Source organism: Metasolibacillus fluoroglycofenilyticus, from assembly GCF_003049645.1.
GTDB classification, from domain to species: domain Bacteria; phylum Bacillota; class Bacilli; order Bacillales_A; family Planococcaceae; genus Metasolibacillus; species Metasolibacillus fluoroglycofenilyticus.
Genome location: NZ_PYWK01000001.1, coordinates 940,495 through 964,470, shown reverse-complemented (window position 1 = coordinate 964,470; position 23,976 = coordinate 940,495). Strand labels below are relative to the sequence as shown.

At 39.3% G+C, this 23,976-nt stretch carries 21 protein-coding genes; 1 reads left to right on the top strand and 20 read right to left on the bottom strand.

Features of this window, described 5'->3' with window-relative positions:
- Window positions 1-68: 68 nt before the first annotated feature.
- Both C9J36_RS04285 and C9J36_RS04280 read right to left on the bottom strand, forming a co-directional pair.
- Window positions 69-482, bottom strand: a complete 414-nt coding sequence (locus tag C9J36_RS04285; RefSeq protein WP_107942315.1) for a hypothetical protein — start codon at window positions 480-482, stop codon at window positions 69-71.
- Between the two features lie 102 nt (window positions 483-584).
- Window positions 585-851: a stage V sporulation protein S gene (locus C9J36_RS04280; protein WP_042472077.1), complete on the bottom strand. Its 267-nt coding sequence runs from the start codon at window positions 849-851 to the stop codon at window positions 585-587.
- Between the two features lie 136 nt (window positions 852-987).
- Between C9J36_RS04280 and C9J36_RS04275 the strand changes: the two genes are divergently transcribed.
- A complete protein-coding gene (locus C9J36_RS04275) occupies window positions 988-1,275 on the top strand; it encodes an RNA polymerase alpha subunit C-terminal domain-containing protein (protein WP_066170234.1) in 288 nt (95 codons plus the stop codon).
- Window positions 1,276-1,302: 27 nt separating this feature from the next.
- Here the strand turns inward: C9J36_RS04275 and C9J36_RS04270 are convergent, their stop codons facing one another.
- From C9J36_RS04270 to C9J36_RS04185, 18 genes are all read right to left on the bottom strand, one after another.
- Entirely contained in the window at window positions 1,303-2,100 is a 798-nt protein-coding gene (locus tag C9J36_RS04270) for a TIGR00282 family metallophosphoesterase (protein ID WP_066170233.1), read from the bottom strand.
- Between the two features lie 336 nt (window positions 2,101-2,436).
- Window positions 2,437-3,999 (bottom strand): ribonuclease Y, encoded by a 1,563-nt coding sequence (rny, locus tag C9J36_RS04265; protein WP_066170328.1) that lies wholly within the window; start codon window positions 3,997-3,999, stop codon window positions 2,437-2,439.
- A gap of 264 nt (window positions 4,000-4,263) precedes the next feature.
- Window positions 4,264-5,331: a recombinase RecA gene (gene recA, locus C9J36_RS04260; protein WP_107942314.1), complete on the bottom strand. Its 1,068-nt coding sequence runs from the start codon at window positions 5,329-5,331 to the stop codon at window positions 4,264-4,266.
- Between the two features lie 308 nt (window positions 5,332-5,639).
- Window positions 5,640-6,881 (bottom strand): competence/damage-inducible protein A, encoded by a 1,242-nt coding sequence (locus tag C9J36_RS04255; protein WP_107942313.1) that lies wholly within the window; start codon window positions 6,879-6,881, stop codon window positions 5,640-5,642.
- A gap of 15 nt (window positions 6,882-6,896) precedes the next feature.
- Window positions 6,897-7,475 carry a CDP-diacylglycerol--glycerol-3-phosphate 3-phosphatidyltransferase gene (gene pgsA / locus C9J36_RS04250; RefSeq protein ID WP_066170224.1) on the bottom strand — a complete coding sequence of 193 codons (579 nt, stop codon included), beginning with the start codon at window positions 7,473-7,475 and terminating at the stop codon, window positions 6,897-6,899.
- 59 nt (window positions 7,476-7,534) lie between these two features.
- Complete coding sequence (locus C9J36_RS04245; protein WP_107942312.1) at window positions 7,535-8,413, bottom strand: helix-turn-helix domain-containing protein; 879 nt, start codon at window positions 8,411-8,413, stop codon at window positions 7,535-7,537.
- A gap of 17 nt (window positions 8,414-8,430) precedes the next feature.
- Window positions 8,431-9,216 (bottom strand): DUF3388 domain-containing protein, encoded by a 786-nt coding sequence (locus C9J36_RS04240; protein ID WP_066170218.1) that lies wholly within the window; start codon window positions 9,214-9,216, stop codon window positions 8,431-8,433.
- A gap of 694 nt (window positions 9,217-9,910) precedes the next feature.
- Entirely contained in the window at window positions 9,911-10,168 is a 258-nt protein-coding gene (locus C9J36_RS04235; RefSeq protein ID WP_066170215.1) for a DUF3243 domain-containing protein, read from the bottom strand.
- Between the two features lie 56 nt (window positions 10,169-10,224).
- On the bottom strand, window positions 10,225-10,947 hold the full coding sequence (ymfI, locus tag C9J36_RS04230) for an elongation factor P 5-aminopentanone reductase (protein WP_107942311.1): 723 nt from the start codon (window positions 10,945-10,947) through the stop codon (window positions 10,225-10,227).
- Window positions 10,944-12,245 (bottom strand): EF-P 5-aminopentanol modification-associated protein YfmH, encoded by a 1,302-nt coding sequence (yfmH, locus tag C9J36_RS04225; RefSeq protein WP_107942310.1) that lies wholly within the window; start codon window positions 12,243-12,245, stop codon window positions 10,944-10,946. Before yfmH ends, ymfI begins: the two co-directional genes overlap by 4 nt.
- Window positions 12,232-13,512, bottom strand: a complete 1,281-nt coding sequence (gene yfmF, locus C9J36_RS04220) for an EF-P 5-aminopentanol modification-associated protein YfmF (RefSeq protein ID WP_107942309.1) — start codon at window positions 13,510-13,512, stop codon at window positions 12,232-12,234. Before yfmF ends, yfmH begins: the two co-directional genes overlap by 14 nt.
- A 272-nt stretch (window positions 13,513-13,784) precedes the next feature.
- The gene (locus tag C9J36_RS04215) at window positions 13,785-14,747 is read right to left on the bottom strand and encodes an ABC transporter permease (protein ID WP_107942308.1); all 963 of its coding nucleotides are present in this window, start codon (window positions 14,745-14,747) and stop codon (window positions 13,785-13,787) included.
- Between the two features lies 1 nt (window position 14,748).
- Window positions 14,749-15,795, bottom strand: a complete 1,047-nt coding sequence (locus tag C9J36_RS04210; RefSeq protein WP_066170197.1) for an ABC transporter permease — start codon at window positions 15,793-15,795, stop codon at window positions 14,749-14,751.
- 1 nt (window position 15,796) lies between these two features.
- Complete coding sequence (locus C9J36_RS04205; protein ID WP_066170194.1) at window positions 15,797-17,335, bottom strand: ABC transporter ATP-binding protein; 1,539 nt, start codon at window positions 17,333-17,335, stop codon at window positions 15,797-15,799.
- 478 nt (window positions 17,336-17,813) lie between these two features.
- A complete protein-coding gene (locus C9J36_RS04200) occupies window positions 17,814-18,911 on the bottom strand; it encodes a BMP family lipoprotein (RefSeq protein WP_066170192.1) in 1,098 nt (365 codons plus the stop codon).
- Window positions 18,912-18,965: 54 nt separating this feature from the next.
- Window positions 18,966-19,694: a GntR family transcriptional regulator gene (locus C9J36_RS04195; RefSeq protein ID WP_066170326.1), complete on the bottom strand. Its 729-nt coding sequence runs from the start codon at window positions 19,692-19,694 to the stop codon at window positions 18,966-18,968.
- A gap of 180 nt (window positions 19,695-19,874) precedes the next feature.
- A complete protein-coding gene (locus tag C9J36_RS04190) occupies window positions 19,875-22,100 on the bottom strand; it encodes an FtsK/SpoIIIE family DNA translocase (RefSeq protein WP_107942307.1) in 2,226 nt (741 codons plus the stop codon).
- A gap of 95 nt (window positions 22,101-22,195) precedes the next feature.
- On the bottom strand, window positions 22,196-23,863 hold the full coding sequence (locus C9J36_RS04185; RefSeq protein ID WP_107942306.1) for a ribonuclease J: 1,668 nt from the start codon (window positions 23,861-23,863) through the stop codon (window positions 22,196-22,198).
- Between the last annotated feature and the right edge of the window lie 113 nt (window positions 23,864-23,976).

The following is a 23,976-nucleotide window of genomic DNA, read 5'->3' as shown; positions in this document are numbered from 1 at the left end:
CAGTCCTTTGGCGGAAAAAACGGATTGCAGAAGCAGGTGCTCTTATATTTCTTCATATAATACTGCTTTTAGTAAAAATTGAATGTTTTTGAACGCCCTGTTATCTTACAGTATATTGCTAGTACACCATATAAACTAATAAGACCGATAGGCACAAAACTTACCATTAGATGTTTTACGATTTCAATTGGAAAGTGTACTCTCATAAAGTGGACACTAATTAAAAAGCAGGTCATACCTAAACTAAACAAAATATTAATAATAAAAAAATAAATAGCAAGCTTTTTCCTTTTGAAATGCAAAAATATAATTGTTAGAAAGTAACAAGGTATGACTAAAATGAAAAATAATATGACTCCCATAGGTATTGCTACCGCTTCTTGAATAGGTAATTCGTATACATTTCCAACTACAAAATAAAAAAGGATAGCCATTATAATCGCTATTATAGGATTAATTACAATAAAAAATGGTGTATTCATTAGTAGCTTCCTTTCTTTTATACTTCGAGGCTATTAAGTAAGTAAATTTCCATACGTAAAAAGCCGTCAATTTAGCTTTCACTAAATTGACGGCTTTGTGCATTATCGGTTTCTTTTTTCTACAACTAACTTGAGTGCCGTTCGATCTTCCCCTGCAATCGTAATATCTGCAAATGCTGGTGCGCAAATTAAATCAGTTCCGCTCGGTGCTACAAAGCCTCTAGCTATTGCAACAGCTTTCACGGCCTGGTTGAGTGCTCCCGCTCCCACTGCTTGCATTTCCACAAAGCCTTGCTCACGAATGACGGCAACAAGTGCACCTGCAACAGAATTTGGATTTGAGCGAGATGATACTTTTAATGAATCCACAACTATTCCTCCCCATTTTGCATGATCGAGACAACTTTTTATTTATTGTCTGTAGGTCATTGTATGCTTGAACCAAATGGAACATGACAAATAGAATAAATTTACTGTATATTTTATATAAGGGCGGTGAAAAGCTTTGACAAAAAAAACGTTAAGAATTTGTGAGAAAGGACATCGTTATTATAAAAGTAGCGATTGTAATACTTGCCCAAAATGTGAACAGGACAATAAACCAACTGAGGGATTTTTAGCGAGGTTATCTTCTCCAGCTAGGAATGCACTTGTACATGAGGGTATCACAACTTTAGAGCAGCTGGCGCAATATACAGAAAAAGAAGTTTTGAAGCTACATGGCATTGGACGCGCATCTTTACCAATAATGCGCACAGCATTAGAAGAAAAAGGGTTAAGCTTCCGCTCTTAACCGAGTGGAAAGCTTAACCCTTTTTGATTATGGTTTAAATGGATAATCCTCATTAATATAAATACGTTCTTGACGCAGTGCTTTACCTGTTGTGTTATCAACTTCAACAAAGAACGCACTTAGTACTTCACGCCCTTTTTTTGGTACTTCAAAGCGTGATGGCATATTTGTTTGGAATTTGTATATAACGCTTTCCTTTGTCATCCCCAAAATTTCATCATAAGGTCCTGTCATTCCGACATCAGTAATATATGCTGTACCATTTGGGTAAATACGTGAGTCTGCCGTTTGTACATGCGTGTGCGTACCGACAACTACTGATGCTTTTCCGTCTAAATGCCATCCTAATGCAATTTTTTCGCTCGTTGCTTCTGCATGGAAATCAACAAATATAAGCGGCGATATATTTCGCGCCTCTGCTACTAGCTCATCCGCCATTGCAAATGGATCTTCGTGCGGCGGTAAAAATACACGCCCGTGTAAATTAATAACTGACAATGTCACATCATTTTTCGTAATTTGCATTATCCCTTTACCAGGTGCTTCCTTTGAAAAATTAGCTGGGCGAATTAAATAATCGGCATCATCAATGAAGTCAAAAATCTCCTTATTATCCCATGTATGATTCCCCATAGTGATAACGTCGATACCCATTTGCAGAAGCTCATTATAAATATTGCGTGTAATACCACGCCCTGCTGCTGCATTTTCTCCATTTGCAATGACAACATCCACCGCATATTTATTTTTCAAACGCGGTAAGTATTTGGCTACTGCATCTCGTCCAATTGAGCCAACAATATCGCCAATAAATAAAATTTTCATGATACATCAATCCGTTTCTAAAGTGTAGACAAAGTGAAAAATATTTTGTCACACATATTTTTTGCATCCTTCCCATGAAAAAGGGCTGTGCGATAAGTATTGTACTTATGACACAGCCTTTATCTCGCTTTAACATGCAGTTAAAGTCCTCTTCATGAAGATTCATTTTACCCCGCATTAACGGGCTGTAAACCTACCACTTCAAGACTTAAGTGAAAATACGCTAAAGGATAAGTGGGAGTTCAATTGCCCGCAAAAGCCCGATTGGTTCAACTAACATTCGGTGGGGGATAAGGAAAATCCCCCACTGATTGAAGCTTCACTTTATATAATCTGCTATTTCGCGTACTCTACTGCGCGTGTTTCTCGAATTACTGTTACTTTAATATGTCCTGGATAATCAAGCTCTTCCTCGATGCGCTTGCGAATATCACGCGCTAAGCGATGCGATGTAAGATCGTCGATTTTATCTGGCTGAACAATAATACGTACTTCGCGACCAGCTTGAATAGCATATGATTTTTCAACACCATCGTAGCTTTCTGAAATTTCTTCTAGCTTTTCTAAGCGGCGAATATAATTTTCAAGTGTTTCGCTACGTGCACCCGGGCGTGCTGCAGATAAAGCATCTGCTGCTGCAACAAGCACTGCAATGACAGAAGTGGCTTCTGTATCTCCATGATGGGAAGCAATACTATTGATTACTACTGGGTGCTCTTTATATTTTGTCGCAAGCTCTACGCCAATTTCTACGTGGCTACCTTCAACCTCATGGTCAATCGCCTTCCCAATATCATGTAGAAGCCCTGCGCGTTTCGCTAATGTTACATCCTCTCCAAGCTCTGCTGCTAATAAGCCTGCAAGATGTGCAACTTCTATAGAGTGTTTTAAAACGTTTTGTCCATAACTTGTACGATATTTCATACGACCTAAAATTTTCATTAAATCTGGATGTAGGTTGTGAATACCAACCTCAAATGTTGTTTGTTCTCCTGTTTCACGAATCTGTTCGTCCACTTCACGACGCGATTTTTCAACCATTTCTTCAATTCGTGCAGGGTGAATACGTCCATCTTGAACAAGCTTTTCTAGTGCAAGACGAGCTGTCTCGCGTCGAATCGGATCAAATCCCGATAAGATTACAGCTTCCGGTGTATCATCAATAATTAAATCGATACCTGTCAACGTCTCAAGCGTACGAATATTACGCCCTTCTCGTCCAATAATGCGTCCCTTCATTTCATCATTCGGCAAGTTAACAACAGATACCGTTGTTTCTGCCACATGATCAGCTGCAAAGCGTTGTAGTGCTAATGATAAAACTTCACGTGCCTTTTTATCAGATTCCTCTTTTGCACGTGTTTCGGATTCTTTCGTCATTACAGCAATATCCGTCGCTAATTCCTTTTCTACCTCGCTTAAAATAATCGCTTTCGCTTCTTCTCGCGTTAATGCAGAAATACGTTCTAGCTCTGTTTTTTGCGCTGCAACGAGCTCTTCCACTTTGCCTTCCATCTGTTCAATATGCTGTTGTCTGTCCGATAGAGCTTCCTCTTTACGCTCTAGACCGGCTTCTCTTTTATTGAGAGCATCATCTTTGCGATCAAGATTTTCTTCTCTTTGCAATAAACGGTTCTCTTGTTTTTGAAGTTCTAAACGACGTTCACGAATGTCATTCTCTGCTTCATTTCGAAATTTGTGAGTTTCATCTTTTGCTTCAAGTAGTGCTTCTTTTTTCAATGCATCTGCTTCACGTTTCGCTTCTTCAACGATAGATTTGGCAGTATGCGTAGCACCCGTGATTTTTGAGTCATTCACTTTTTTCATGTAGAAATAGCTAACAGCGGCACCAACGATGAGTCCAACAAGCAAAGCGGAGATGCTTATAATTACTTCCATCATACTAAACACCTCCAAGTGCCAATTTCATGTTGTTTTTATTGATTAATTGTATAGACAGTTAATCATTTTTCATTTCAAATTTTAGAAATTATACATTTTTAATTGTATAGTTCTGTTATTGTGCTGTCAAGGATTGCCGCCATATGTAGAGTATATTATTTACAGACATTTCAAACTCACTACTTGCAAATAACCGTAAAATTAAAACGAGCTGTCAAGAAATACGAAGTTCGTTTACATTTCTTGACAGCTTCAGTTGTTTTATTTTTCTTCACCTAATAATAAAGATAATTCTTCGTCCATTTCCTCGTCTTCTTCGTGACCGCCAATTGTATAGTTGGCAGCAGCTATGCCGTAAGATTGACGAATTTTATCAGCGATTTCTTCACGAACAGCAACGTTTTCTTTTAGGAATTGTTTGGCATTTTCACGCCCTTGCCCTAATCGCTCATCGCCATATGCGTACCAAGAGCCGCTCTTTTGGACGATGTCTAGTTCAACACCTAAGTCAACAATTTCGCCTTCCTTTGAAATACCTTCACCGTACATAATATCCACTTCAGCCGTACGGAATGGTGGCGCTACTTTGTTTTTAACAATTTTAATTTTCGTTTTGTTACCAACCATATCATTGCCTTGCTTAATTGTTTCTGCACGACGCACTTCCAATCGAACGGAAGAGTAGAATTTTAATGCGCGTCCACCCGGAGTCGTTTCAGGGTTACCAAACATAACACCAATTTTCTCACGTATTTGGTTGATAAAAATAGCCAATGTTTTGGATTTATTAATCGCACCAGAGAGCTTACGTAATGCTTGTGACATTAAACGAGCTTGTAAACCTACGTGTGAATCTCCCATCTCTCCTTCGATTTCTGCTTTTGGTACAAGTGCTGCAACAGAGTCTATTACTAATATATCAATTGCTCCACTGCGCACTAATGCTTCAGCAATTTCTAATGCCTGCTCACCAGTATCTGGCTGTGATAATAGTAGTTCATCAATATTTACGCCTAACTTTTGTGCGTATACCGGGTCAAGCGCATGCTCTGCGTCAATAAATGCTGCTTGTCCCCCCGCTGCTTGTACTTCAGCAATAGCATGTAATGCAACCGTTGTTTTACCTGATGATTCAGGTCCATAAATTTCGATAATACGACCACGTGGATAGCCACCTACTCCTAGCGCTGCATCCAATGCTAACGAGCCGCTTGATGATGTCGCAATTTCACGATCTGTCGTTTCACCTAGCTTCATAATAGAACCTTTACCGAATTGCTTTTCAATTTGTTTTAACGCCTGTTCTAAGGCCGCTTTACGATCACTCACTATAGTTCCTCCTCTAAAAAAGGTTAGATTTATTTATCCCGCATTAACGTGCAGTAAGCCTTCCACTTCAAGACTTAAGTAAAAAATAAGCGAAGGTTAAGTGGGAAATCCACTGCTGTAAATGCCCGATTGGTTCAACTAACATTCAGTGGAGGATGGGGAAAACCTGCACTGATTGAAGTTTCACTTTATAATCCTACTATACTTGTTCTTTGAGAAAATAGCAATAAAAAAGCGAACGTATTTTCGTTTTTGTTTGAAAATAAAAATTTGGGCATTAAAATACGCCCAAATTTTATTTTTCGCTATTATTTTTCATTAAGTAGGCGTAATAAATAACTACATGTGAATTTAACTGCTCTTAGACGATTTGTGTTGCGCATACCTGAAAGCTGAAGCTTGTATGTTTGCACATCTCGCCCTTCCATACTAATGCCTATCCAAACGGTGCCCGCAGGCTGTTTACCATGACTATCAGGACCAGCAGCACCTGTTAAGCCTACACCAATATTTGTTCCGAATTTTGCCCGCACGCTTTCTGCCATTGCTGCCGCACATTCGCTACTTACCACACCGTATTCGGCGAATAGCTCAGGAGCAATACCGAGCTGCTCCGTTTTTGTATGCTCATTATATGTTACAACCCCACCTGCTAAAGTTCCACTTACACCTGGAATTTCAGCTAATTCAGCTTGAAATAACCCAGCGGTTAAGCTTTCAGCCGCAGCAATTGTTAAATTATTAGCAAGCAATGCCTCCACTGTTTTCGAAGCAAGTGAATCATCATTTATACCATATTGGAACTGACCAACAATCGCTTGAATTTCTGCTGCTTTTGCTTCAATAAGCCTGCGTGCCTCCTGCTCATTGTCAGCCTTTGCCGTAATGCGTAATGTTACTTCTCCATCAGAGGCTAATGGTGCGACAGTTGGATTTGTTTGATTGTCTAAAATATGTTGCACCGCTACTTCTAACTCCGCCTCACCGATACCGTAAAAGCGCATGACATGCGAAAGGATAATCGCTCCGTCTGTTAAGCGAGCCGCAAGCTTTGGCTTTGCTTCAAACTGGAACATCGGCTCTAGCTCCTTTGGTGGGCCGGGTAGTAAAATATATATTTTATCATTGCGCTCCAAAATCATACCGGGTGCCATCCCGTGATGATTTGCCAAGACATCGCTTCCAGCTAATACAAGCGCTTGCTTCTTATTGTTGTCTGTCATCGGGCGTCCTAAGCGCTCAAAAAACGCTTCAATATACGTTAGTGCAGTTTCATCAAATGCTAACTCCACACCTAATTGACGCGCAATCGTTTCCTTTGTTAAATCATCCTTTGTCGGACCTAAGCCACCCGAAAAAACAATAATATTCGCACGTTTCTCAGCAACTGCAATTACTTCTTCAAGTCTAGCAGCATTGTCACCAACTACTGTATGATAATAAACATTGACACCTAATTCAGATAGCTGGCTCGAAATAAATTTTGCATTCGTATTGGCAATTTGCCCAAGTAAGAGCTCTGAGCCAACTGCAATAATTTCTGCATTCATAGGGATAACCTCTCCTTATTTTGAATCTAGTAGTACGCGGCGGTTTAAGTAGAAATAATCCCAACCAGACCAAATTGTAAAAAATAATGCAACATAAAGCGCAAGCGTATCGAATGGGATGCCTATAAGTGTGAAAATCGTGTTGTGCAGAAGCAATGCTGAAATCGCCACAATCTGTGCCCATGTTTTAATTTTTCCTAGTTGGTTTGCTGCAACGACTTCCCCTTCTCCTGCTAAAATTAAACGCAAGCCTGTAACTGCAAATTCACGGCTAATAATAATAATGACAATCCATGCAGGCGCTAGCTGTAGCTCTACAAGCAAAATAAGCGCTGCTGACACGAGCAACTTATCTGCTAAAGGGTCTAAAAATTTCCCGAAATTTGTAACTAGATTATACTTTCTCGCATAATAGCCATCCACCCAATCTGTTGCTGAGGCAAAAATAAAAATCAGCGCCCCAACAAAATGATGAATAGGCATTTCAGCACCAAAAAGCTTCATATTTCCCCATCCGAAGTCAAACATTACGATAATCATAAAGAAGGGGATTAAACAAATACGTGAAATTGTAATCTTATTTGGAATATTCATGATTAAGCACCTTTCATTTTAAAACAAAGAAGCCATATACATCGACATGGCTACTTTGTTTATTGTTGTTGAGCTAATTGAATAATGTAGTTTTGTGTTGTTAAATCAGATGTCGATGTAACAAGCTCATCATTGACATAAACTTCAACAAAGGCATTACGTCCTAAGCGAATTCTTACATAACCATCCTCTGTTGCATCATACTCTACAGATTCACCTTGAGAATACTCTTTTCCCAAATGGTCTATACCCTGTGTATTTCGAAATGCTACCCAACTACGTTGTTCAACAATTTCCGTGCGAATTTTTAATTCTGTTGTACCAGTCACTTCAAATAGTACATCTTCACCATTAATGGCTGTTTGTGTAACAACTTGCTTTGCTTCATTAGCAGGCTCTTCTTCCTGTTCTTCCTGCTGTTGCTCTTCAGCTTGTTCTTCATTGTCTATGTCGTCCTGCTCTTTATTGCCAGTAACGCCCTGATTATTATCCAATTGTACTGCATTTGGATTCTCATTTTCAGGCGGCAAAGAGTTGTTCGCCTTTTGTTGGAATAAGAACCAGCTCACTACGATAATAACGACAATGAATAGGGCCGCAATTAACATTGGCATCATTTCAAGCACCCTGTTTGATGAGCTCGATGCTATTTTACGTCGTCTCGTATTTTGCGTATAGGCTTGTACAACTTCCTCCTGCTGTACACCGGGAATATCCTGTTTATAATCCGCAAGTACTTCTTCAGGATCAAGCCCTACTGCCTCTGCATATTGTTTAATAAATGCCCGCACATAAAATGAGCCCGGCATAATTGAATAGTTGCCTTCTTCTATACCAACTAAATAGCGCTTTTGAATTTTCGTTACTTCTTGTAAATCATCTAAGCTAAGTCCTTTAGCTAATCTCGCTTCTTTTAAGCGAGCTCCTAATTCTGTCAACAATAACACCTACTTTACTAAAAATTAAATCCTCCGAAATCATTGCTTGACATCATATCGTTTTTCTCAATAATTTCATATGTGATTTCTTCATCTGGGTGAGTTCGGAGCTCAATGATATAATCGAAATCTTCAATCGTATATTGTGAATGCTGAACGAAAATATCCGGGTGCTCAATTACTTTTATCGTCGGCATACTCATCATTTCACGCACAAGCTGCTGATGTCTTTCATCGGTCGACTTTCGTGTCACAACGCCATCTAAAATAAATATATTATTACCGCCAAACTCATCGCCGATAAGGGAATTGCGAATTGTTTGCTTAATCATTGTCGATGAAATGAAAATCCATTTTTTATTTGCACAAACACTTGCGGCAACAACAGATTCTGTTTTACCGACACGTGGCATACCCCGAATACCGATTAATTTATGACCATCCTGCTTAAACAGCTCAGCCATAAAATCAACTAAAATTCCAAGCTCATCACGCACAAATTGGAAAGTATTTTTTTCATCTCCGCCTCGAGTAATATATTGACCATGGCGCATCGCTAAGCGGTCACGCAATTTTGGTAAACGGAATCTCGTAACATTAATATTTTCCATTGTCGTCACAATGGATTTAAAGCGCTGAATCGCTTCGTCATTGGCAGATTCCAGTAGCATTCCTCGTCGTTCTTGCGCCACGCCATTAATCGCTACAATATTCACGCGCAACATGCCAAGCAAAGATGAAATATCGCCTAATAAACCCGGGCGATTCACTTGAATTTCATATTCAAAATACCATTCGCTCATCAAAATCCGTCCCTTTCATTATAGAAACGTAAAATTACTCTATAAGTTCCATCATAGCTGATTTTACAACGTATGAAAAGTTAGAAACTATGCTTTTCTTTCTATATTTCACTTTTTTATTTTAATTCAGCATTATTTTCTACGACAATTAATCGCAGGAGCACTATTTTTGCGATGAATATTTACGACGGGGGACAGTGACAATTCATTGTGACTACCGCAGTAGCAATGTTTCCTGCGACGAGGATAATGACAATTTATTTGGCATTACCGTAGCAGTAAATCTTTATGTAAAATCAATTACGTAGAGGCGTAATTACGTCCAGATTTTTTCCAACTATTTAGTGGAAATTAAGTTAAAATCCTCACGCCCTGTGACATCCAACGCAAGTATGGCTAACATAGACGTTGGTCACCCAGTCGTTATCGCAGGATACGAGGTTTTTAGACTGAGTCCCTCATTATCAACGAAGTGATTAAACATTCGTTGAAATAGCTCTAATGTATAGTTAATTTCGCCAACTATTGAGATGGGAAAGTTCTGTACCTAGCGCCTTGCTTTCGGTACAAAAATAATTCACCGCGTTAAGTTAAATATAGGAAATTCAACAAATAAAGGCTATCTAAAAAAACAAGAAAAGTTATCTGAAAAGCGGTGCATATGCATGCTTTTCAGACAACCCCAAATTTCGCCTTATTGCACTCTGTTATTTTGTACAAGCTTAATGAGACAGCTAGCTAACGCCTTTTTTTCATCGGATTCTGCTACTGACCATAAATCCGAAAGAACACGCTCTTGCTCGTTTTTTGGATCTACATTTTCCGCTAAGTAATTGCCAATTTGTACAGCAGCTTTTTCAATTATTTTATTTGGCATACCGCTGTCCTTTGCATCGTCCACTTGAGCGCCTAAAAATGATGTCCATTGCTGCCAGTTTTCTAAAATACTCATTCATTTTCGCCTCCTTTGCACAATTAGTATTTGCAAAGGAGCATTTTATTATACAGTCAGATATACCAGCCGCCATTCAAATGTATAATTTGACCTGTTACATAATCGGCTTGCCCGCTGACATAAAAAGCACAGAGACGCGCAACATCTTCTACTGTGCCAAGTTGCTGCAATGGTATTTCACTAATAATTTGCTTACGCTCTAATTCATCGATATGACTATTCATTTTTGTCGCGATAAAGCCTGGAGCAAGCGCATTTACTCGAATACCATTATAAGCTACCTCCTGTGCATATGCCTTGACAAAGCTATGTTGTGCACCTTTGACAGCCGAATAAACAACTTCGCCTGCCGCACCTGCCGCACCCCAAATTGAGCCGATAAAAATTACATAGCTCACAGAATGAGTGCGTAATTTTGCAGCAAGTTGCTGTAAAATTAGCATCGGTGTTTGCATATGAACTTGCCATAATGTCTGCATGTCAGTGGCTGCTATATCTTCAAGCAAGCCGTAGGACGCATGCCCATTCGCAAAAACAATTGCCTGTAGCGTAAAAATTTGTTTTGCTAAGCGGCTTGCAGCTTCTGGACAAGTAAAATCTGCCTGTACACTAAAAAATTCCTGCTGCGGGAAGGCTGCTGATAATTTTCCCACTAATTCCGTCGTTGGTTTAGAGGCGTAATGCACGTATAACGACCAGCCTTGCTGCGCTAGATGCTGGCAAATTGCTGTACCAATTTCACCCGAGGCACCGCAAACTAACGCGTATTTTTTCATTCTTTACGCTCGCTCATCGGTAAAATTTTAAATACGGTTTGCTGCTCCTCACCCTGAATTGTTTTGAAGGCTTCGACAATGTCCTCTACCGTAATCGTTTCAAGCATTGGTACAACGTCAAATAAATTCATCTCGTTAAATTTATAGCGTGTAAATTGATTCGCAATAAATTCAACAGAGTTTAACGCACGTAGGAAAAAGCCGATTTTTTTACGTTTAATGCGCTCAACATCCGTCGTAGTAAATAATACTTGCTGCTCTGCTTCTGCGAGGCGTTCTTTAATTACATTAACAAGCGCCTCATGCTTTGGCGTATCTGAACCAATTAAAGCAAAGCCATAGCCCTTTTCTAGCATGAAGTCATAAGAATAAGTTTCATCAATCAAGCCCTCCTCATAAATTTTTGTATAAAAATCAGAGGCGCGGCCAAATAAGCATTCTAAACCAATTTGTACAGCAAGCTCATGCTTTAGCATTTGTTCACCTGACAAATCCGTTTGCTTTGCTTTTAAGCCGAAATATACTTTTGGCTTTTGCACATCCATCTGAAGTACCCGCTCTTGCACTGCCACAGTTGCCGGTTCCTCCTCGAAAATGCGTGTTAAAGGTGTCGGCTCTGGGAACGTTTTGCGACTTTGATTTTCTTCAATTACCGCCATCATTTCTTGCGGGTCCACAGCACCAATGACAAATAACAGCATATTTGATGGATGATAAAACGTATTATAGCAAGTGTATAAATGCTCTGCTGTAATATCGTTAATCGATTCAATTGTACCGGCAATATCTATTTTCACAGGGTGTTGATGATACATATTTTCAATCGTTCCGAAATATAGGCGCCAATCTGGTAAATCATCATACATCGTAATTTCTTGACCGATAATGCCTTTTTCTTTATTAACCGTTTCCTCTGTAAAATAGGGCTCCTGCACAAAATCAAGCAATGTTTCAGTGCTTTTATGGATATGCTCAGTTGCAGAAAACAAATAGGATGTACGTGTAAACGAAGTAAAGGCATTCGCCTGTGCGCCTACTTCGCTAAACTTCTGAAAAACATCACCATCTTCTTTTTCAAACATTTTATGCTCTAAAAAATGAGCAATACCATCTGGCACAATAATCGGCTCCGTTTCACCAATCGGTACGAACGAGCGATCAATAGAGCCGTATTTTGTTGTAAACGTCACAAAAGCCTTTGAAAAGCCCTTTTTCGGCAAAATATAAACATCTAAGCCATTATCGAGCTGCTTATAATAAAGTGTCTCATCTAACTGTTTAAATTCAATTGCTTGCATCTCTCTGCTCCTCCTTACCACACAGGAAATAAATGGACTCGCGTTTTACTTTTAAGGACATTTGCTGCACATCTTCCTTCGTTACTTGCTGCCAGTTTTTAGTCCATTCTTCTACTGAAAATGCCGTAGCTAAATTTTTGTACTGATCGTAAATTTCAATTTGACCACGTGCAGAATCTAATGCTTCTTTTAATTGGTTAATGAGCATTGCTTTTGTCTGTGCCAATTCCAAATCCGTTATTTCGCCTTTTTGTAGGGCTACTAGCTGCTCATCAATTACTTCAATAGCCTTTTGCTCATTGCTTGGTTCAATGCCTGAAACGACAAAAATCAAGCCATAATGAGAAGCATAAGAGCTTGAAGCATAGTATGCAAGGCTTTCACGCTCACGTACATTCATAAATAGCTTCGAATGTGCATAACCGCCGAAAATACCATTAAAAATCTGCATTTTTGGAAAATCTGCATCACCGAATAGGACAGGTGTGCTATAACCAATATGCAGCTTACCTTGCTTCATTTCCTGCTGCTCTTTCGTATAGCTATCCCCCGGCTGGTTGATTGGAACAAGCATTTCTTTCTCGTAATGCTCACGACTCGCAAATGGTAGCATTTGACGTAGTTTTTTAATTATCGCATTTTCATCTACATCTCCTACAACATAAATATCAATCATATCGTGATTAATCATATGTGTATACGCTTCCATCAAAGATTGTGGCGTTATCGCGGCGACAGTTTCAATCGTTCCATTTGCAGAAATAGATGCGGCATGATTAGGTCGCATAATTTGCGTTATTCTTTGCTGTGCATAGCGTGTTTTATCATCAAAAACAGAATGAATACGTTGCATGACCATATCTTTTTCACGCTCTACAATGGATGCTACAAATGCACCATTTTCGAGATTTGGCTTAAAAATAGCTGTGTGCAATAGCTCAAGCACTTCATTTAACACATTGCTCTTTGCTAAATATTGGTCGTTTACCGTTTCAACATTCATTAACACCGTATGCTCATTACCACGTTTTGACGTGTCGAAATAGAGCACCGTACCGAATAAATCATCCAAATAGCTACGATAAGCTGCCGATGTTGTAAATTTCTCATTGCTATGTTGCAAAACATTCGTTAATACAGTGCGGTGGGCGGCATCTTTTTCCGTTAATGCGGCACGCCATTTTATTGAAAAATTCACTGTTTTGAACTGCGTTGTTTGTCGAATATGTAGCGAAACGCCCTTCGCTAGTTGTGTAGTTGAAAACAAAAAAAACCCTCCCTAAAGTAATGCTTTATTCCTACTATAACACGCTTATACTGCTGCGATACAAACTTATTATTTAGTATGGTATTATTGCGGGAAAAATATGCTAAATCAATTACGCCTCGACTAATATTTGATGTAACATCATCGAATGCGTCTTCAAAGCAGGCAATGCACTGCTTTTGGGCACCTCTTTTAAACAGTTAGCACTTTACATGAAACATACTCGAAACGTCCAAAAAGCAGTGCCTCAGCACTGCTTTTTGACGCCTCTCTCATCGCTTACCTTTAATATATGGTTGACCGCTTGCTTTCGGTGCACTCGCTTTACCGATAAATCCTGCCAGCGCTAAAATTGTTAACACGTAAGGTAAAATCGTTAAAAATACTGGTGGAATTTCTTTTACATATGGAATCGAGCCACCCGCAATAGATAACGCCTGAGCTAAACCGAAGAATAGCGCTGCGCCCATTGCACCAATTGGATGCCATTTTCCGAAAATCATTGCGGCAATTGCCATGAAGCCTTGTCCATTAATCGTTGCATGTCCAAAGTCATTAGTAATCGTCTGTGCATAAATCGCACCACCAATACCAGCAAGTCCACCTGAAATCATTACGGCAATGTAGCGCATTTTTGTTACATTAATCCCCATTGTGTCGGCTGCCATTGGATGCTCACCAACTGCGCGTAAACGTAATCCAAATGGTGTTTTAAAAATAACAAACCAGGCAAATATGGCTACTGCAATTGCTAAAATAGATGTGCCATATACATCATGGAATAAAAGTCGTCCTATAAAAGGAATGTCTGATAACACTGGTATATCAAAACGAGCAAAACGCTTTGAAATGAAATCTGTTTGTCCTCTTCCTTCAAAAATCATTTTTACAGAGAATAATGCAACCGCAATTCCAAGTAAGTTTAATGCTACCCCAGTTACCGTTTGGTCAGCGCGGAATGAAATCGCTGCTACCGCTAATAATAACGAGAAAATCGCACCGACTACCATCGCCATTAAAAGGGCTGCCCATGGTGTAAAATTACCTAATGTTTCGTAAGTAAATAAGTTAAAAACAATCCCTACAAAAGCACCGATAACCATAATACCTTCAATACCGATATTAACAACACCAGATCGCTCAGAGAAAACGCCGCCAATAGCCGCTAAAATTAAAGGTGCTGCGTAAAATATAGCAGAAGGGACGATAAAATATAAGACGTCTAAAAAGCTCATATTATTTGCCCTCCTTTTTCTTTCCGAATTTTTCTAACGCAATGCGAATTACATAGCCTGAAGCTACGAAGAAAATAATTAATGCAATAATAATCGATACGATTTCTAAAGGAATCCCTGCAGCACTCGGCATATTTAATGCACCGAATTTTAACGAACCGAATAAAGAAGCACCGAAAACTACTCCAAGTGGTGTATTTGCACCAAGTAATGCAACCGCGATGCCATCAAAACCGATACCTGTAAAGCCACCTTTCACCGATACATAACCAAATGTACCGAGTGCCTCCATCGCTCCACCTAAACCTGCAAATACGCCTGAAATTGTCATTGCTAAAATAACATTTTTCTTTACACTCATCCCTGCATATTCAGCCGCATTTTGGTTAAAGCCAACTGCCTTTAACTCAAAGCCGCGTGTCGTACGCTCTAATAAGAACCACATGACAAATACCATGATTAACGCAACAATAATACCCCAGTGTAAACGCGAGTAATCTGTTAAACCCTCTAACCAAGGCGAACGCAATGATGCTGAATCAGCAATACGCTCTGTACGGTCACTACCTGACCAATATTTAATTAATGCATTCGTAATATGAAGTGCTGTATAGTTCAGCATAATCGTTACGATAACCTCATGCACACTAAAGCGTGCTTTTAGGTAACCTGCAATAAATGCCCAAAAAGCTCCTGCTGCTGCTGCTGCAAGTAGTGCTAACGGCAAATGAATAATTTTAGGTAAACCTTGCACTGCATAGCCGACATAAGCTGCTGCAGTCCATCCCATAATTAACTGACCTTCAACACCGATATTAAATAAACCTGTACGGAATGCGAAGGCAACCGCTAATCCAGCTAATAAATACGGTGTAATTTGCCGAATTGTTTCACCTATCGTATAGGCATCTCCAAAAATACCATTCCATAACGCAGTATATCCCTTAACTGGATCATAGCCGGAGACAACCATTACAATTGCACCGACGATTAATCCTAAAATAACTGAAATTATAGGAACGAGAATATTCATTGCGCGATTGCTCATATTATTCGTCCCCTTTCATCGTTGCTTTTTTTTTCGACTGACCAGCCATTAATAAGCCAAGCTCTTGCTCAGTCGTTTCATTAGCATTTAATGTATCAACAATTTGTCCATCATAAATAACAGCAATGCGGTCTGATACATTCATTACCTCGTCTAATTCAAAGGAAATGAGCAATACAGCTTTGCCTTTATCGCGCTGCTCAATTAAACGACGATGAATAAACTCGATGGCTCCTACGTCTAAGCCACGTGTTGGCAATGCTGCAATAAGCAATTCTGGGTCGCGGTCAACTTCACGACCGATAATAGCTTTTTGCTGGTTACCACCTGATAAAGCACGTGCTAATGTCGCCTCACCATGACCTGTACGAACGTCGAATTCTTCAATTACTTGATTTGCTTTTTGCGTAATTTTTTTATAATCAATAATGCCGAATTTTGAAATTGGCTCCGTGTAATACGTTTGTAAAGCGATGTTATGACCTACTGTGAAATCAAGCACTAATCCATGCTTATGACGATCTTGCGGAATATGCCCCAAACCAGTTTCTGTAATTTCTCGTGGCTTTTTATTCGTTACATCTTGACCATTCATAACCACTTTACCGCTTTTAATTTTACGTAAACCTGTGATTGCTTCAATCAACTCAGACTGACCATTTCCATCAATCCCTGCAATACCAACAATCTCACCTTTACGAACAGATAAATTTAACTGCTTAACTTTTTCAATACCGCGATAATCTAGTACAACTAAATCTTGTATACTTAATACCTCATCTGTCGGGTTGGCAGCAATTTTTTCCGTTTTAAACTCAACTTGACGACCAACCATTAATTCAGCCAATTGGTCTGGATTTGTTTCAGATGTGACAACTGTACCAATTCCTTCACCTTTACGTATAACCGTAACGCGGTCTGATACTTCCATGATTTCTTTTAATTTATGCGTAATTAAAATAATCGATTTTCCTTCTGAAATTAAGCGTCTCATAATTTGGATTAGCTCATGAATTTCCTGTGGTGTTAATGAAGCTGTCGGTTCATCGAAAATTAAAATTTCCGCACCACGATACAATGTTTTTAAGATTTCAACACGTTGCTGCATCCCAACAGAAATATCTTCAATTTTCGCATACGGATCAACATCTAATCCATATTTTTCAGAAAGCGCCTGAATGTTCTTTGCTGCATCTTTAATATTGACAATACCGCCTTTTGTAGGCTCACTTCCTAATATAATATTTTCAGTTACAGTAAAGTTTTCAACTAACATAAAATGCTGGTGAACCATTCCAATTCCTAAATCGTTCGCCACATTTGGATCTGTAATTTTAACTGATTTTCCACGTACTTTAATCTCGCCAGCTTCCGGCTGATAAAGTCCAAAAAGTACGTTCATTAAAGTCGATTTACCTGCACCATTCTCACCAAGTAATGCATGAATCTCGCCTTTTTGTAATTGGAGGGTGATATTATTGTTCGCTACGAAGCCACCGAATTCTTTTCGGATGCCAAGCATTTCGATCACGTATTCCAAGCGTTTCACTCCTTTAGGCACATTTTAAATTTAGAAAAATTAACACATGGGGCTGTCGGGAAAGCAGATGGGTATCCTGCGTTTCCCGACAGCAGTTCGCACTTTTGTCGAAGTATCCGTCTTTTTAACACTTGGATTGATTCGACAGCCCCATCTATTAACTTTCATCTAATAAACAATGTAATTCAATTTATTTCTCTTAAACTCCTGCTAGCTTTAGTAAAACACAAAACGAATTAGCCTTATGTATTACAATAAATGCATTCAGCTTGCCACCTATAAAGTGAAACTTCAATCAGTGGCGTGTTTCCTCCTCCCCCAATTATCCTTAAGCCGATTTTTACTCAAGTCTCGAAGTGGGCGTCTTACTGCCCGCTAATACGGGATAAAGACTACTAAAAGAAGTTAAAACTTCCATTACAGTGAGAAAATCATCATAGGAATCTGTAGACTCCTATGATGATTAATTATAACTGAATTATTTTACATCATTTGGATGTTCAGGTACTACGATTTCACCTGAAGCAATTTTCCCTTTGAATTCTTCAATTGATGCTAAAACATCATCTGTAATCGCACCACGTGAATCAGCAAGACCTACACCATCTTCAGCTAAGCCATAAACAATTGTTTCTCCACCTGGGAAGTTACCGTCTTGTGTACGGTTAGAAATATCTACTACTGCATGCGCTACACCTTTTAACATAGATGTTAATGTAATATTATGGTCGCCCACTTGACCTTCTGCATATTGGTCAGCGTCTACACCGATTACCCATACGTTTGCATTAGCATCTTTTTCTTTACGCTCTTTTGCTTCTGTAAATACGCCATTTCCTGTACCACCAGCAGCGTGGAAGATAATGTCTACACCTGAAGAGTACATGCGGTTAGCAGCCGTTTTACCTAATTCAGCTTTATCGAATGCTTCTGCATAATATTCTTCGATTACGATATCAGGGTTTGCAGCTTTTGCACCTGCTAAGAAGCCTGCGTGGAAGCGCTCGATTACAGGAATTGATTGTCCACCGATAAAGCCGATTTTGCCTGTTTGAGACATTTCAGCTGCAGCTACACCAGCAAGGAAAGCACCTTCTTGCTCTTTAAATAATACCGATACTACGTTTGGTGCATCTACTACTGCATCGATAATTGCTAATTGTGCATCTTTTTGTTGGTTAGCAATTTCAAGAACTGCATCTTGCATTAAGAAACCTACACCAAATACTAAGTCGAAATCACGACGTAATAAGCTGTTTAAGTTCGTGTTGTAGTCAGCATCTGAAGCCGATTGTAAGTAATCAAAACCACCATCGCCTTTTGTTAAACCATTTTCGCTACCAAATTGTTGGATACCTTCCCAAGCAGATTGGTTGAATGATTTATCATCAACGCCACCTACGTCTGTTACCATCGCTACTGAAATGCCGCCTGTTGAAGTTTCAGTACCATTATCGTTTGAGCCTTCGTTTGTTGATGCGTTGTCATTTTTGTCCTCATCTGTACCACATGCACCTAAAATCGCACCTGTAGCTACAACTGATGAGATTAATAAACCAAATTTACGTTTTTTCATTAGTGAATCCTCCTAGAAAGGTTTTTTAGTCATTAGCAGGAAATAAAATTTGTTCTACACCCTTTTTCGTACTACATGGAAGCTGAATTTATCAGCTCTAAAATAATTTTTAGAATATAAAACTACCCGATCATTATCATCGTAATGAAGTTGCTTCAAGACGAGTAACGCCGTTTCAGGACCGCAGTCTAAAATAGGCGAAACCTCCTCATGAAAACCTATAGGATCGATGTATGTGATCGCATAGTTGACATGGATAGCACCTGATTTTTCAAGTGCTGAAAAAAGAGATACATCCTGATTATTAACAAATTGCTGCGGTAAATAGTTAGCTGGTACTTTATCAATACAATAAACAACCGGCTCCCCATCCGCTGTTCTTACACGTTCAATCGTGATCACATTGTCATCAATGTCGGTTTGAAAACGCTTTATATCATCCTCAGTCGATTTTTCTTCTGTCGCTTTTATAAAAATCGTGCCCGGTGTCATTCCTGCTTGCTCAATCATTGATGAAATACTCGACAATTGTTCAATTCCCGAAGTAAATACTGGCTTAGGGTTGATGAATGTCCCCACACCGTGTCGACGGATGATAACGTTTTCTTCCTCCAACAATCGTAGCGCCTCGCGTAAAGTGGCACGACTTACTCCAAGTGATTTGGATAACTCAAATTCAGAGGGTAATTTTTCATTTTCTTGATAAATCCCCTTCTCTATATCTGATTTTAAGCGATCAATCACTTGTAAGTATAGATGACGGTGATCTGTTTTAATTGTCACTTTTTCACCACCACCAACAAAGAGATCAGACATCTGATGTACAACATTCCTACTAATTAGTTTTCAATATAACATTTTTACTTGCTGTTGCAAATACATTTATTTAAAAAGTGTTACTGAATCATAAAATTTATATTAATTTTTGAACGAAGAAATAACATTCTGAAAAGTCTGTTATCACTATTCGCTTGAAATGCTAGATTTTGCTAGCAATACTTGGCGTGGTCGACTACCATCAGGCGGCCCAACAACCCCACGCATTTCCATTTGATCAACAATGCGTGCAGCTCTTGCATAGCCTATACGAAAACGACGTTGTAACATTGATACCGAGGCACTTTGCTGCTCAACCACAAGCATTACAGCTTCATCGTATAAATCATCCGTTTCCTCAGCAATATCTGTTTGCGGCACTTCAGTTGGAATCATTGACTCCTCATATTGTGCTTTTTGCTGCTGTATAACAAAATCAACAACTGCTTCTACTTCCTTATCCGATACAAAGGCTCCTTGTACACGTACAGGTTTGGAGGCTCCCGCTGGTAAAAATAGCATATCACCGCGTCCAAGCAATCTTTCTGCGCCACCCATATCTAAAATTGTGCGTGAATCAACAGCAGAGGATACAGCAAAGGCAATGCGCGATGGAATATTGGCTTTAATAATTCCTGTAATAACATCTACGGATGGACGCTGTGTTGCGATGATTAAATGAATACCTGCTGCACGTGCCATTTGCGCTAAACGCGTTATCGCATCCTCAACCTCATTTGAGGCAACCATCATTAAATCTGCAAGCTCATCTACAATGACAACGATATATGGTAATTTAGCTTGTTGCTCCATATTTTGTGCATTGTGCTGCTCAATATGCTCATTATATCCTTCAATGTTGCGCGTTCCTGTATGTGAAAAGAGGTCATAGCGCCGTTCCATTTCAGAAACAATTTTTTGCAATGCTTGCGCGGCTTTACGTGGATCTGTTACAACAGGTGCAAGTAAATGCGGAATACCATTGTATACTGTTAGCTCAACCATTTTTGGATCAATCATCATCATTCGTACTTCATGTGGCGCCGCTCGTAGTAAAATAGAAATAATTATCCCATTAATACATACACTTTTACCACTGCCTGTTGAGCCAGCAACGAGTAAATGTGGCATTTTATTAAGCTCCGCCAGCATTGCTTGTCCTGTGACATCGCGACCAAAGCTAATCAATAATTTACTCGATGCCTTGTTTTCAGGCACTTCAATTACTTCTCTTAATGTTACAATTGCAACTTCATTATTAGGTACTTCAATTCCGATAGCAGATTTCCCTGGAATTGGCGCCTCTAAACGAATATCCTTCGCAGCTAGCGCTAATGCCAAGTCATCTTGCAAGCTAACTATTTTACTTACCTTTACTCCTACATCAGGAAGCACCTCATATTTTGTCACAGCAGGTCCTAAATGCACTTGAACCACCTTTGCCTTTACCCCAAAACTTAGCAATGTTTGCTCTAGTTTTTTAGCGTTTGCTTGAATAATGCTATACTCTCCACTTTGATCATGTGCGGGCGGTAATTGTAGCAATAGAGTTGATGGTAATGTGTACGGACTTTCCGATTCATTCATTTGCACAGGCTCTTCCAGTATTTCTTCAATTTCGATTTCAATCACTTCCGACTCTTCTTCGCGAATTTGCGGTTGCGTAAAGGCTGAAATAATTGGCTCTTCATGTACAATCGTTTCCTCTGTTGCAAGCATCTCCGTTTCGGAAGTTACGGATTTGGGCGAACGGCGTTTTTTCTCTTTTTTTGGGCGTGCAAGCTTTCTTTTCAGCGCAGGCGTTTTTTCCATCATAATCGGAACAAGCGCTTTGCCTGTTACTAATATGATGCCTATAAATAGTAGAACCCATGCTGCTACCTTTGCCCCAGTCGAGTCAAATAAAACATGTAGTACACTAAAAAGCAATGCGCCCACTATACCACCACCAAGCGCTTGGCCTCTATTAGCAACGCCATCCATTTCAATTAAAAGGCGCCAAGTTTCACGTAACACTGAATTGGATAGTAGTGCGTTCGCCTTATGCAATTCCTCAAAAAGCAGGCTATGGCTAAACACAGTAAGACTACATATCATAAGAAAAACACCAATGACAACACGGTTTTTCATCGTCACACCACGTCGTCTTACCATCATCATTGATGCTACTAAAACGAGTAAAAACGGGATGACGAAATGCAAATTGCCAAATAAAAATAAAGCAATTGATTGTGTAAAGCGTCCAACTATACCATATTCAAAATAAATAATAATTGCATAAGCAATACATAAAATACCAACAATTTCATAGGTAAGTGGATGCCATTCTTTTTTATTTGCCTTCAATTGTTTTTTCTTTCCTTTGTTCGCCATTACACCTGTTCCTTTCTTACGAGTTTAATAAAACGCAAACGAAGCGTCTGAACAGCAGTGCCTCGCACGCTTTTCAGACGCTCCCCCTTTATCGCTTAATATTCCATAATAATTGGGATAATCATTGGGCGGCGCTTCGTTTTTTGGAATAAATATTGATTAAGTGTATCACGTATTTCTTGTTTAATATTTGTCCATTCAAACGTATCCTTATTCACGTATTTTTCAATAACCTCACGTGCAATATCAGATGCTTCGACCATTAACTCCTCTGATTCCCGTACATAAACAAATCCGCGCGACAATATTTCAGGGCCCGATGCAATTTTCTTTTGTGCTCGGTTTAGCGTAACAACAACAATAAAAATCCCATCCTGTGATAGCAGTTTGCGATCGCGCAAGACGATATTACCAACATCGCCTACACCAATACCGTCGATTAATACATTGCCTGCCTGAACACGACCACTCATGCGCATTTTACCGTTTTTATATTCTACAATATCGCCTTTATCCGCAATAAAAATTTGTGATTTTTGCATCCCTAAAGACTGTGCTAATTTGGAATGGGCAATTAACATGCGGTATTCCCCTTGAATTGGCACAAAATACTTTGGTTGCATCAGATTTAACATTAATTTCAAATCTTCTTGGCTACCATGTCCAGAAACATGAACCTTTTTATCTGCTGATAGCACCTTAGCCCCAGCTTTTGCAAGCTGGTTCATCGTTTTATACATTTGCACTTCCATTCCTGGAGATGGCGTAAATGTAATTAACACAGTATCTGTTTGTTTAATTTTAATATCACGATGATGCTTACGCACAATTTTATCAAGAGCTTCAAGTGGTTCGCCTTGGTTACCTGTTGCGATAATAATAATTTCATCATCTTCATATTTATGAATATCACTTACTGGAATTAGCGTATCTTCATCAATATCTAAATAGCCAAGCGATGTTCCTAACTCTACTACTTTTTCTAGTGATTTACCGACAATCGCAACTTTACGGAAAGAGCTTTGTGCCTGTGTAAATACTTGTTGCACACGAATAAAGTTTGAAGCATATACCGCTACTAAAATTCGTCCCTGTGCTGAATGGAATGTTTTGGCTAGCTGCTCACTAACAACTGCCTCACTTGTCGTATAGCCTGGACGCTCCGCCTCAGTTGATTCAGATAATAAAATAAATACCCCTTCTTCACCAAGCTTGGCCATCGTTGCTATATCAGGTCTAAATTTGCCCTGTGCTGCTTGGTCAAATTTGAATTCTCCTGTATGCACAATCGCGCCTTCTGACGTATGGAACACAATCCCTAGCGAATCGGGGATACTATGTGTTGTATGGAAAAATGTTACATACGTCGAATTGAAATTCATACGACTTTTATTTGTCACTTCAAAAAATTTCACTGGATGCGGTGCAGGCATCTCTTTTAAATGCTCTTTTGCAAGCGCAACTGTTAGTTTCGAGCCATATACGGGTGCTTTTATTTTATTCAATACGTAGGCAATTGAACCGATTGCATCCTCATGTCCGTGCGTTAAGAATATCCCTTTTACACGCTCTTTATTTTCTTCTAAATACGTAATATCCGGTATGACGATATCAATCCCGAGCATCTCATCCTCTGGGAACATAAGCCCACTGTCGACAACAAATAGCTCCTCGTCAATTTCTATTACATACATTGATTTTCCGATTTCACTAACCCCACCTAGAGGGATGATACGGATTACTTCATTTTTTACTTTCGTCACTTGATTTCCTCCTAAAAATTATCCCGAACAGCAACCACTTATCAATCATTATACGTGTAGTTTTCTTTTAGCACAAATTAAAAATTCATAAAAAATGAATTTGAATAAAGCGA